7 protein-coding genes are annotated in these 13,290 nt (G+C 36.0%); 1 reads left to right on the forward strand and 6 read right to left on the reverse strand.

What is annotated here, in order from left to right:
• Window positions 1-324 precede the first annotated feature (324 nt).
• A complete protein-coding gene (locus U8521_RS10250) occupies window positions 325-1,869 on the reverse strand; it encodes an ABC-F family ATP-binding cassette domain-containing protein (RefSeq protein ID WP_334333227.1) in 1,545 nt (514 codons plus the stop codon).
• Between the two features lie 83 nt (window positions 1,870-1,952).
• Complete coding sequence (locus tag U8521_RS10255; protein WP_334333226.1) at window positions 1,953-3,227, reverse strand: LCP family protein; 1,275 nt, start codon at window positions 3,225-3,227, stop codon at window positions 1,953-1,955.
• Between the two features lie 260 nt (window positions 3,228-3,487).
• On the opposite strand from U8521_RS10255, the gene U8521_RS10260 reads away from it, so the two are divergent.
• Window positions 3,488-4,939: an amino acid permease gene (locus tag U8521_RS10260; RefSeq protein ID WP_334333225.1), complete on the forward strand. Its 1,452-nt coding sequence runs from the start codon at window positions 3,488-3,490 to the stop codon at window positions 4,937-4,939.
• A 700-nt stretch (window positions 4,940-5,639) separates the two neighbouring features.
• Here the strand turns inward: U8521_RS10260 and U8521_RS10265 are convergent.
• The 4 genes from U8521_RS10265 to U8521_RS10280 all read right to left on the reverse strand — a co-directional run bounded on the left by U8521_RS10265 (window position 5,640) and on the right by U8521_RS10280 (window position 13,269).
• Window positions 5,640-7,421: an ABC transporter ATP-binding protein gene (locus tag U8521_RS10265; protein ID WP_334352668.1), complete on the reverse strand. Its 1,782-nt coding sequence runs from the start codon at window positions 7,419-7,421 to the stop codon at window positions 5,640-5,642.
• Window positions 7,421-9,139, reverse strand: a complete 1,719-nt coding sequence (locus U8521_RS10270; RefSeq protein WP_334352669.1) for an ABC transporter ATP-binding protein — start codon at window positions 9,137-9,139, stop codon at window positions 7,421-7,423. Before U8521_RS10270 ends, U8521_RS10265 begins: the two co-directional genes overlap by 1 nt.
• 183 nt (window positions 9,140-9,322) lie before the next feature.
• The gene (locus U8521_RS10275; RefSeq protein ID WP_334352670.1) at window positions 9,323-11,968 is read right to left on the reverse strand and encodes a transglycosylase domain-containing protein; all 2,646 of its coding nucleotides are present in this window, start codon (window positions 11,966-11,968) and stop codon (window positions 9,323-9,325) included.
• Between the two features lie 8 nt (window positions 11,969-11,976).
• Window positions 11,977-13,269, reverse strand: coding sequence for a hypothetical protein (locus tag U8521_RS10280; protein WP_334352671.1), 1,293 nt, complete (start codon window positions 13,267-13,269; stop codon window positions 11,977-11,979).
• Window positions 13,270-13,290 lie beyond the last annotated feature (21 nt).

The raw sequence follows: 13,290 nt of genomic DNA on the forward strand, positions 1-13,290 counted from the left end.
AGCTGATTAAGCGCTTACGCTCATCAGCGACTTAATTATTTTATCAAGCTGACAATAGTTTGTCAAGAACTTTTTAAAATAATTTTTCTAAGAATTTAATGAAAATAATCATTGAATTCTTAGCTTGTTGCTCTCAATGAGTCAACTTAATAATCATAACAAGTTCAAAACTCAATGTCAAGAACTTTTTAAAATTATTATTTCAACAATTTGATGAACAATCATCTAAACCATTGATACGTCGGCTCTACCGCGACAACAGGTAATATCTTACCGTTTCTGGTAAACCAATGCAAGTATTTTTTCATATTTTTTTGAAAAAGATCAATTTTCTTTGATTTTTTCAATATCCAAGACTTTATCGATCCAATCACTACTATAGAAGTCTTCTTCGTGAGTAACTAAGATCAATGATCCGTCATAGTTCTTTAAACCTTTACGTAAAGCAGCTTTACTCTCATCATCCAAGTGGTTGGTGGGCTCATCCATAAATAGAAAATTCGATGTATCAAACATCAAATCACCTAACTTAACCTTAGTCTGCTCCCCACCAGATAATGAACGTAATGGTGACATGATCTGTTGATTAGTGAGCCCAGTTCTAGCCAAAACGCGTCTAACGTCTTTTCCACCTTGGTCCGGATGCCTATCACTAATAAACTTAAACGGACTCTCTAAATTGTTTTCCCAAACTAAGTCTTGCTTAAAATAGCCAATCTTTGTAACTTCTGAGAAATCAAAATTACCTTCAATTGGTTGCAAGATTCCTAAGAGGGTTTTGATCAAGGTAGACTTACCTATCCCGTTGAATCCTTTGATAACCATCTTCTCACCACTAACAATTGAGAAATTCAAAGCCTTATCAAATAGAGCCTTACCATCATAACCAACTTTTAAATCATTTACCTCTAACATCATCCGTGAACTTGGAACTTCAATATATGGGAAGCCAAAACTTGAAACAGTTTTATTAGAAGGAGGAGTTAAAACGTCCATGTGAGCTAATTGCTTCTCCCTACTTTTAGCACTCTTCGATCTAGTACCAGCCTTAAACTTTCTAATATAAGCTTTAGTTTTAGCAATTTTTTCTTGTTGCTTAACATAAGCTTTCATATATGTTTCCTTATTAGCAGCCTTTTGCTTCAGAGCCTGTTTCAAAGAACCTGTATACTTCGTAATTTTACCGAACTCAAAATCAGCCACACAGTTGATGATTCGGTCCAAGAAGTTATAATCATGGGAAATAACAATGAAGGCACCATCAAAATCATTTAGATAATCTGCCAACCAGTCAATATGATTAGTATCCAAATAGTTAGTAGGTTCATCAAGTAGAATCATATCTGGCTTCTCCAAGAGGATTTTTGCCAAAATAATCTTTGAACGTTGGCCACCACTTAATTTGGAAACATCATGGTCATATCCAATCGCATCTAATCCCAAACCAGTGGCAACTTGTTCGATCTTTGTGTCGATCTCATAGAAGTCGTTAGCATCTAAGATTTCTTGAAGTTTTCCAGCCTTTTCCAAATCTTCATCATCGGGATTATTCATGTAAATCTGATTTAACTGTTCACTTGTTTCATATAATTTTGAAAATGCTGTTTGCAGATACTCAAAAATAGTCATCCCCGCAGCAAGTTTAGCTTGTTGGTCCAAATAACCAATCGTCAAATGTTTCTTCCAGGTTATTTTTCCTTCATCCGGTTCAATCTGACCGGTCAAAATCTTAATGAAGGTACTTTTGCCGACCCCATTTTGACCAATGATCCCCAAATGGTCTTCTTTATTCACTTGTAAATCTGCCGAATCGTACAATCTTTTATCTAAGAATTGTTGTGTCAATCCGTGTACTTCTAAAACACTCATATTTCTCTCCTTAAAAACAAACAAAAGACTGAAACTATCTGTCTCAGCCTTCAAAATTGGGATTTTCCCATTATTTAGATATCTTAATAGCCACCATAACCGCCGTTAGACGATCCTGAATTTGATCCATAAGATCCTGAGTTAGAACTACCATATCCATAAGAACTGGAACTAGATCCACTTCCATAACTTGAATTACTACTATTACCATATGTATTAGTAGATTTAATCGAAGTGGAGTAGTTTTGTGTTTGATTACCAGTGTAATTAAACGAGAAACCTAATTTTTCATTATACGCGTTTAATTTAGTTTCTCTATTATTTAATTGTTCTTCTGATAGGCCTAGTTCTTTTCTTATCTTATTAGATACTCGACGCAACTCTTTAGTTGAAGCAATTTCATAAGATGATCCATTGATCATTGAGCCATATCCTTGTACGTGATCAGAACCAATGCTACCCGCGGCACCACGATAATTTAAGAATAATGATTGCATATCATTAAAGCTCAAATTAGTTGTCATTGAACTAGAAATACTATCCAAGACTTTTTGGTAATGGGTAAAGGTACTTGCACTAGCTGCACTCTTAATAATTGCCTTGATAACTTGACGTTGACGTTTTTGGCGACCATAGTCACCTTCTGGATCTTCATAACGCATTCTAGAATAGTCTAGAGCCTGCTTACCATTTAAATGCATCTTACCTTTTTTGAAATGTGATTCCTTTTCACCTGTATCACCATACGAGAAACTAAACGGTACGTCAACATCTACGCCTCCAACTGCATTGACGATTTTCTTCAATGAGTTGAAATCAACCTTAATGTAGTAATCTAACGGAATGTTCAAAAGCTTTTCAGTCGTAGCTAAGGCACTCTCTTCGTTACCGATATTATAAGCTGAATTTATTTTTTGAATTTTCTTTGTATTATTAGTTGAACTCTTCCAAATTTGAGCCATTGTATCACGAGGTACTGAAGTCATTGTAGTTTTTTCAGTCTTAGGATTGACCGTCACGACGATCATCGTATCTGAATTACCACGATAATTACTTTGATTATCACGGACACCATTATCAGTTGTATCAACACCTAGTAACAAAATTGAAACTGGCTTTTTATCCTTAATTTTAGTTGATACTTTACCATCAATAGCTTTATATGTTTTTCCCAGAGACTCTTGAGTTTGCGAATAAATCCGAAAGCCATACGCTCCAATCACAAAAGCCGCCAATAAAACAATTAATCCTAAAATTTTTAAAAGCGGATGCTTGATTTTTCTACTACTGTTATTCGACGCTAAAGCACTATTACGTGTTTTTTTTCGCCGACCTCGCATATTGTTGTTATTATTCATAGTTAACTCCATTAATTACTATCTAATCATTATCATTATATATAGATAGTCCACAATTATACAGCGAAAATTCAATCTGTAAAATGAATTTATTCTTCAACCGTATTTCTAAATTATAATTTTTTGATTTTATCTGTCAATTTCATAAAAAAATTTTTATTAAAAAATAACTCTAAGATATTTTGTGAAAAATATCTCATTATTACCGCTCTATACCTCATATTTTTCCTGTATAATCAAAATCGTAGGAGGATTTGATTATGTCAGATGGAAAAAATGCAAAGACTTTCCGATGGTGGAATATAGCCTTACTAGGCTTTACCACTGTTTGGGGACTAAACAACGTTATCAATAACTTTGCTAATCAAGGCTTAGCTGTTGTAACATCTTGGATTTTAATTATGGTTCTTTACTTCGTTCCATACACTTTAATGGTGGGACAATTGGGATCAGCTTTCCAAGAAGAAAGTGGTGGTGTCAGTTCTTGGGTCAGAGCCCTTTCAAATAATAAACTAGCTTACTTTGCGGCTTGGACTTACTGGGTAGTTCATGTACCTTACTTAGCCCAAAAGCCACAAATTATTATGGTTAGTTTGAGTTGGTTATTCAAGGGCAATGGTTCATTCGTTAATGAAACATCTCCATTTCTCGTTCAAGGCTTAAGCTTGATCATCTTTCTTGTCTTCGTTTGGGTGGCAAGTAAAGGTGTCGCAACATTGAATAATATAGGTAGTATCGCCGGGATTGCTATGTTTACTATGTCAATGTTGTTCATTATTTTAGGAGTTAGTGCTCCATTTATCACTCATGTCCAAATTGCTACACCAAACATGACTGATATCCACACATATATACCGAAATTCGATTTCCAATACTTTACAACTATTTCAATGTTAGTTTTCGCCGTTGGTGGTTGTGAAAAAATTTCACCATACGTTAATAAGACTAAGAACGCCTCACGAGAATTCCCACTAGGAATGATCATCTTAGCCGTTATGGTTGCTGTTTCAGCCGTTTTAGGTTCATTTGCAATTGGTATGATTGTTAATTCTAATCATATTCCTGAAGATTTGATGGCTAATGGTGCTTACCAAGCCTTCCAATTCTTAGGTCAAAGTTTCCACGTTGGTAATTTCTTCGTTTGGGCTTTTGCGATTACAAATACTTTAACCAGTGCCGCAGCGCTAGCAATTTCAATCGATGCACCACTTCGTATGCTTTTAGGAGATGCTGATGCAAAATTCATCCCTAAAGCTCTTTCTAAGAAAAACGAACATGGTGTTGCTATCAATGGTTATAAATTGACTGCTGTACTAGTTTCTATTCTTATCATTGTGCCTGCACTAGGTATCAATGGTATGAACGATTTATATAACTGGTTGCTAAATCTTAATTCAATTGTTATGCCTATGCGTTATCTCTGGGTATTCTTTGCCTTCATGATGCTATCCAAACAAATGGACAAATATCAATCAGATTATATGTTTGTTAAAAACAAGGCCATTGGTTTTGGTTTAGGCCTCTGGACATTCTTCTTAACAGCTTTTGCATGTATCATGGGTATGGTTCCTAAGATGGATATGGCTAAAGATCCATCATCATGGTGGTTCCAATTAGCTCTAAACATCATTACACCACTTGCCTTGATTGCATTGGGATTGATTCTTCCAGCTATCGCAAAGAGAACTAATCCAGTGGAAGATTTTAAATAAGAAACCTTAAAAGAAACTAAAAAACTGAAAAGTTTTTTGGTTTTTTTTGTTTGTTAAGTATGCCGTCCTCCATAGCAAAGCCGATTTTGGCTGGAACGTGATGGGCCGACTTGAAGCCTTTTTCAAGACCGGAAAAAGTCTCCAAGCTCGACAAGTGCCAAGTCAAATTTCAACACTGAGCCAAATCAGCTTTGCTATTCCGGACTGAATTTCACTTCCTTTAGCTATTTTCTTTCCATTCATTTAGGAGTCCTAATTCTATTCATATATGATGCTTGATATTTTATAGTTGTATTGTTTTCCTTATTCAAAATAGAAATATGTACAGTATAAAAAAGAAGACATCGCTAGTTTGTTGCAATTTGCTGCATCTCTAGTAATGTCTTCTATTATTTTTTATAAAATTTTACTAACCTAAATTCAAATGAGCATAACGTATCCAGACTATAAATCAGTTCAACACTTAATCCAAATAGACATAATATCCCCTTCAGAATTCACTAAAATACTGCATAGATTTGAACTCCAGTCCGGAGTAACAGCTCTAGGAAATGCTCAGCCGTGAAATTCTTGTTAATGCTTTAGCATTTACAAGAAGACCAATCTTGGAGACAATTCCCGCTTTTGGAATTGGCTTCAAGTTGCGTCCACAGCGTTCCAGCGTTTCCCAGAGCTGTTGCGGAGGACGGCATCCAAACCTCTATTCAGTAACCATCTGATCACGATACAATCCAGCATAGAAGCCATTTTCTTTCAATAGATCTTCATGATTACCTTGCTCAATAATTTGACCACTCTTTAAAACAACAATCTTATCAGCATTTAAGATTGTCTTGAGACGATGGGCAATAACAAAGCTCGTCCTTCCTTGAATAACTCGATCCATTGCTGCTTGAATATTAGCTTCTGTAACAGTATCAACATTTGACGTTGCTTCATCTAATATCAATAATTGCGGATTAGTCAAAATCGTTCTAGCAATTGACATCAATTGTTTTTGTCCCGCTGAAAAGATGCTTTGTTCATCGGAAACTTTTGTCTGATATCCATCTGGTAAACTAGCGATGAATTCATGAATATTGGCTTGTTTAGCTGCATCAATCACCCGATTCATATTCGCATCAGGATCACCAAAGCGAATGTTATCAGCGATTGTCCCGGAGAATAATTGTGGATCTTGTAAGACGATTCCGACATTTTTACGTAAATTCTTCAATGAGAAATCACGAATATCTACGCCATCGATAGTAATTGATCCACTGTCAACATCATAAAAACGATTCAACAAGTTCATGACGGTGGTCTTTCCTGAACCAGTCGGTCCAACTAAAGCAACCATTTCGCCCTTGTGAACTGAAATTGACACACCATGGAGAATTTCTTTACCTGGCAAATAACTAAAGTGAACATTGGAAATTTCTAGTTCTTTTTTGATACCTGGCAAATCTTTTCCATCCACTGGGGTAACTTCATCAGGTTGTCTTCTAACTTCATCGACACGCCGAGCTCCGGTAATGGCTAATTGAATCATCCCGTACAAACTAGTCAATGACATAATTGGTTGATAGTATTGTTGGGCATAATTGACAAACACTACTACTAAGGCCAAGGCAGCTCCAGTTGATAAAGTACCGTTTAAGGCGAACCACGAACCGAAGAAAATGACAATAGCTGTATTTAACAATGACATCCCTTGCATCAACGGATTCAATACACCTGACCAAATCTGACCAGACATGGCTGATTTTCTAACTTTTTCATTATGTTTCTTAAAGCCTTTAATCGAATCTTGTTGCAATCCATTAGTGATGATGACTTTTTGAGCTGTAACTTGTTCATTAATATAACCATTCAAAACTCCGATATCATCTTGTTGGTTATTAACAGCGACACCAGCTTTTTTCATTACAAATCCAGCTATGATCAAGGCAACTGGTGTTGAAGCCATCGTTACCCAAGCCATGGTCGTATTTTGATTAAACATAACAATCAATAGACCAATAAATTGAGCTACTGCTAAAAATATTTCAATCAAAGCTTGATTCAAAGCATTGAAAATATTATCCAAATCGGAAGTATATCTAGCCAAGATATCTCCATCACTGTGTTGATCAAAATATTGAACTTTCATTCGTTGCATTTTTCTAAATAAACCGACACGCATAGTTCCGGTTGAGTAAGCTGTTATTCTAGCTAAAATCCAACTGGAAATTAACAAAGTTGAAGCATCACCCAAATAAAGTCCTAAATAAATCAATAACGTTTTATGGAAACTTCCTAAACTAGCTTGGGAACGTGTCGCTGTATCGCCCCATTGTTGTAAATAAGTTGTTAATTCTGAAACTGCTCGTCCTAAATAAGTTGGGGCGATTACGATACAAGCAGTTGAAATACCGATTAAAATTGACGTCATTAAAAAGCCAAACCAGTATTTCTTTAAATAATGCCAATAGTATTTACCGGCGTTTTTCAAATCACTCATTACATTGCCCCCTCTCTAGCTTTTTGGGTCGTGTAAATCTTTTGATAAATTGGATTATTTGCGACCAGTTGTTTGTGATTTCCATTACCCACAACTCGACCATTGTCCATTACCAAAATTCGATCTGCTCGTAAAATTGAAGAAATTTTTTCAGCAATCACGACAGTTGTAGTCTTCTTTAAATCACGGTCTAAAGCTTCCTGAACTAATTTTTCTGACTCAGCATCCAAAGCTGAAGTTGCATCATCCAAAATCAGGATTTTTGGCTGAGCAATAATTCCTCGAGTGATTGAGAGACGTTGCTTTTGACCACCAGAGAAATTAGATGAACGTTCCTCAACTGGTGCGTCATATGTTTGTGGCAAACGTTCGATAAATTCCGCCGCTTGAGCAATATTTGCGGCCCATTGCATTTGTGGCAAAGTTGCATCAGGTTTAACTTGTTGTAAGTTATTTGAAATTGTTCCTGAGAATAATGTAGAACGTTGCAACACGTAAGCTACAGTATTACGCAAAGTACTTTCTGAGAGCTGTTTAACGTCTTTTCCACCAACTTTGACAACACCTGAATCAGGATCATAAAGTCGTGCGATCAATTGAGCTAAAGTCGTCTTCCCAGAACCGGTGGCACCAACGATACCAATCATTTCACCAACATTAACTTTAAAACTAATATCCTTTAAAGTTGGTGCATCATCCCCTGGATATGTGAAAGTAACATGATCAAACTCGATATCACCTTCTACTGGATTTTTATCTCCTTCTACATAAACCATACTTGGCTTAGTTTCCAACACTTCACCAATTCTTCCGAGTGAAATATTAGCTCTAGAAGCGGCAATCATTAGGAAACCACCGTTGATTACCGCAAATAAAATTTGCATTAAATATGAAATAAAACTAGTGATAGCAGCTAAGTAAGTCGGATGAACTGTGATATTTTGACCAACGATATAGACCGCTATAACGACGGCAATATTAGCTGTTAAGAAGAAAGCCGGCATCAAAATAGCAAAATTATAACCAATTTTGGCCGTAACATCAGTCAATCGATCAGAAGCCTTAGAAAATTTAGCAATTTCTTGAGGTTCTTGAACAAATGACTTTACTACTCGAATCCCCATCAAATTCTCTCGAGCAACGGTATTGACATCTTCAATATCCTCTTGAGTTTGAGCAAAATAATCACTCATCTTCTTATATGAATACCAACTGACACCTAAAACGATAACCATCATACCAAGCAAGACCCACCACTGTTGTGGCATTGTAATCATAGCCAGTGCGAAGGCTCCAATGAACAACAATGGGATTCGACTAACTTGTTGAAACGCCGCCATAACGATTTGTTGAACTTGATTAATATCATTAGTCATTCTGACAACTAAATTTGAAGCTGAAAACTTCTCAACATCCGCATAGGCAAATTTTTGAACTTGCTTATAAAGATCCGCTCTTAGATCAGTCGCTACACCTAAAGCAACATGAGCGGAATAAATTGTATTAATTACTCCAGAGATGATCCCGACGATTGCTAAAATAATCAAAACAATTCCTTGTTTGATAATCGTCGTCTGATCTCCTTTTAAAATGGCATTCATTATTACTTGTAATAATCGCGGCTGCCAAAGTGTCGCGAAGACCAAAGCAATAACTGATATCAGCGCTATATAAACATCTTTGCGATAGCGCTTAATGTACGGCATTAAAACCTTCATAGTATCCCTCCCTCATTCTCTATTCAGTTAAAAAAAGACAAGATGTCAGTAGTATTAACTACTAGCATCTTGTCTAGCCACATGGGCCCTCCGATGAAACAAAACTGAATTGAAACTTTAACTGCAATAGTACACTGATTGAAATTTTAATTCAACTATATTACTCAAATATATATAAATACTTTAGTCAGAGTTATCACTTGAGGTTTCGACATTGATTTTAACGTCATCAACCTTGCCACCGTAACTTCTAATTTCATTCATAATATCAATTAATTTTTGCTTTTGATCGGCTTTATCAGAGTCATTATTCTTATAAGCCTCTTTAACCTTTTGTAACTGTGCATTGTATTGTGGCATCAATTTGTCAACCATGGCCTGGCGCTTTTGTTCACGTTGTGTCTCAATGGCTTCTTTTTCTTCTTCATATTTAGCGATCTTCTTATTGTCCTTGGCTGTTGCAAACATGGCCTGACTCAAATTTAGTTCCTTTTGCAATTGCAAAATTTGTTGATTAAAGTCATTTTTAGCAGACTGACGTTTAACATTCGCGTTCAAATAACGGATCTTCTGTAACTCACTTAATTTCTTATTATACTGTGCTTCCTTAGTGATTGGTGTATCACTGTATTTATCAATAGCCGCCTGTACTTTATCTTCACGCTTGTATTCCTCTTTCTTTGTTAGGTGATAGATAATTCGATAGTCGAGATTATACAATCGATTAGCATTTTTATCAGTTTGTTCCTTAGTGTATTTGGCAAAATCGGTGTCGATAATATCTTGAATACTTGGATGTTCATTTTTATCATCAACGGTCAATTTATTCCCGTCAACATCAATTGTATCTGGTTTCTTAAAGTTAACATCCTTTTGCTTTAACTGATCTACCAAATATTCTCCTTCAGCTTTAAAGGTCTTCATCGACAACCCTTGTTCTGTACTTGTCAAAGAAGATGGGATGTCATTACCAGTCCAGTTAGCAATCGTAAAGGTTGGTGTCATCCCGACAAAATACGAATCCTTTGTATCATCACTGGTACCAGTCTTTCCGGCCGTATACTTATAGTTATCCAAAGCAGCAGCTTTACCAAGACCATCACTGATGACTGATTGCATCGTATTGATCATCATATAACTAGCATTCTTCGTATAAACTGATTTCTTCATATGAGTATTCTGATAAATATAGCGATTATTATCGTTGTCATAAATACTACTCAAATTACTAGGATGAATGAATTGGCCTCCTCGAGAAAATGAACTGTAAGCCGAGGCCATTTCAGTCGTTGTCGTACTAAATGTTCCCAAAGCAGCAATTGCATTCCTATCTTCAACTGGACGTAAATTAGCAAATTCCATCTTAGCTAAATCATCATAAAAACTGTAGTTAGTGTCTTGTAACGCTAATTTATAAGCAATTGTGTTGATAGAATTCTCCAAAGCATGACGAATCGTTGTCTTGCCTGTATAGCCACTATACCAATTGTGAACATTACCAACAGCCGAATCGATGACTGTACTTTGAGGTAGATATCCTCGCTCAAAAGCTGGTGCGTAAGCTACTATTGGTTTAGCAGTTGACCCAGGTTGACGGTAACCACTTATCGCACGATTAACTTGATCACCACTAGTGGTTCGCCCTCCAACTATCGCTATAACGTCACCCGTTTTATTATCTATAACGGTACTTGAAACCTGTGGAGCTAGCTTTCCATGAGCATCACGCCCAGTGTAGGATTGGTAAGTTTTATTAACGATACTTTCGATCTGTTTTTGGACGTCCATATCAATCGTTGTGCGAATCGTATAGCCGCCTTCCATTAATTGACCACGAGCACGAGCAGCCTCTTGGGTATAACTGGCATCATACTTCTTTCTGGCAGCTTCATTTTTAAAAGCATACTGCATCGTAAAACCAGACGACTTCATTAACTCTTCAGTTGCATTGAAGACAGCATAATTTAGAGCATAGTTATTAGAAACATCGTTGTCATATTTCTTCTGATTAATTTTTAATCCCAGTGGTCTTTGACGGGCCGTTTGATAAGTCTTTTTAGAAATAAGTCCTCGTTGATAAAAGATATACAGAATCATGTTTCGACGTTTAATTGTCCGCTTTGGCGCACTAACTGGATCATAGTAGACCGGATTGTTAGGAATTCCTACCAAAACAGCTATTTTATCGATTGATAAATCATTCTGATTTTGGGAAAAGTAATAATCAGCTGCCGCACTAAAGCCATAAGAACTGTGTCCCATATAAACATTGTTGATATAAAATTCTAAGATTTGTTGTTTTGTAAACTTCTTTTCTAGTTGCTGGGCAATAACCATTTCTTTTAGTTTCCGCGTCAGGTTTTGAGACTGGTCTTGCAAGATGACGTTCTTAACTAGTTGTTGTGTCAGAGTCGATCCACCTTCAGTCCGACGATGCAACAATGTCGAAACTGTTGAACGAAGAATCGCATACATATCAACCCCATGATGGATGTAGAAACGTTGGTCTTCTACTTCAACTAATCCCTTTTTAATTCTCGGGTTAATATCATTTATCGATGTATAATTAGAACTTGACTGTGACAATTTCTTCAGTTCTTTACCGTTACGGTCGTATATAACGGTGGCGTTTTTGGGATGAAAGTCTGAAGCCTTCAAACCTTGACTATATGAATAACCATCTGCAATCGTATTTTTTATTTCATAACCATATTTTAACCAGAAGCTCAAAACACCAATAACGATTAAAATTACTAAGGTTAAGAGAATCCATGGCCATTTTCGTCTTTTTTTAGTTACCTTTTGATGTAACCCTATTTTTTTACGCATAATAACCTCTAATTAACATAAAATGTTATTCCCGTCGAAAGTTTATTCATCAATTCTGCCAAATCACTACTACTGATTTGTAAGCCTTGATTATAACTGGCTCCACTACTACTATAAATAAATCCTAAACTGGAGTTATTCGTGAAGTAAATTGATTTATTCAAATCGGGATTGTTCTTGATCCAAAAGACTGGTGTTGCCGAATTATAGTCGGCCGTCGTATTATCCGGATCAGTTACATCTAGCTTTTCTAATCCATCATCATCGGCATTTGTGACGTATTGTCCAAAATTACTGTTGTTAGGGTCCGTTATAACGGCATCGGTCGATCCATTATTAACTAACTTCTTAACAGTGTATTTTCCAGAACTTACTTGTGAATTTGTGACACTTATATAGCCATCTTCAGTCACATATTTACCATTCATTTTTGTCATTAAAGCCAATTTATTAGAACTAGTGTTGTAATAGAGGACATATTTACCGGTAATACCTGCTTGTGTTAATTCGTCAGCCGCTGAGCTTGAGAATTGTAAGCTTGAAACAATATCGACTTGAGCCGGAGTGTATTTTTGTGTTAAAGGTGCATCCCGCAAAGCTTCTAATTCTTGTTTTACAGCTGCTACACGACTACTTTCACTTTGATGGTTGGAGAAATACTGGTCCATTTTTTGTGTTGCTTCAGACCAGCGATTTTTAACAGTTTTATTCTTGATCAACTTGTAATAAGTATTGACCATTGAAACTTTTTTAAAATTAAGACTATCATTGTCATTATTGAAAGCTTGCCACGTTTTGTCTAGATACTTATCAGCATCTTCAGTTTGCTCAAACCAAATTTGAATCGTATCCAATCGATTACGTAATTTTTGGTATACGTCTTGATTTTTCTCTTTTAATAACGTTTTATCCAAACCATCAATTTCAGAGGCTGTAACGCCGTCACGGTAATTACTTTTACCATCGTATAAGTCAGCGACATCTTTTTGACGGTCTTTCCGAGCTTGAATATTTTTTTTGAGTTGTCCAAATCGATCAATGTTTTCAGTCGTGATAATATCGTGTCCATCACTGGCTTTAATTACTTTACCAATGAAGTTTAAAGTCGGATAATCTATTTTAGTCTTGAGAACTTCTAATTCTTTATCTTGATATTGACTAGAAATTTTGGAAGTCACGACTGCATTAACGACTCCTCTTGAGAGCATAATGAAGAAAATGACAGCTGTGATTGCACCAATAATGCCAGCACTCAATAGTAAGTAGTGTTCTTTACTTTTTAAAACTTTCTTATCTTTCATTATTTTCCCCAAATACTTAGT

Source organism: Companilactobacillus miaonis (assembly GCF_036913615.1).
Lineage (GTDB): Bacteria > Bacillota > Bacilli > Lactobacillales > Lactobacillaceae > Companilactobacillus.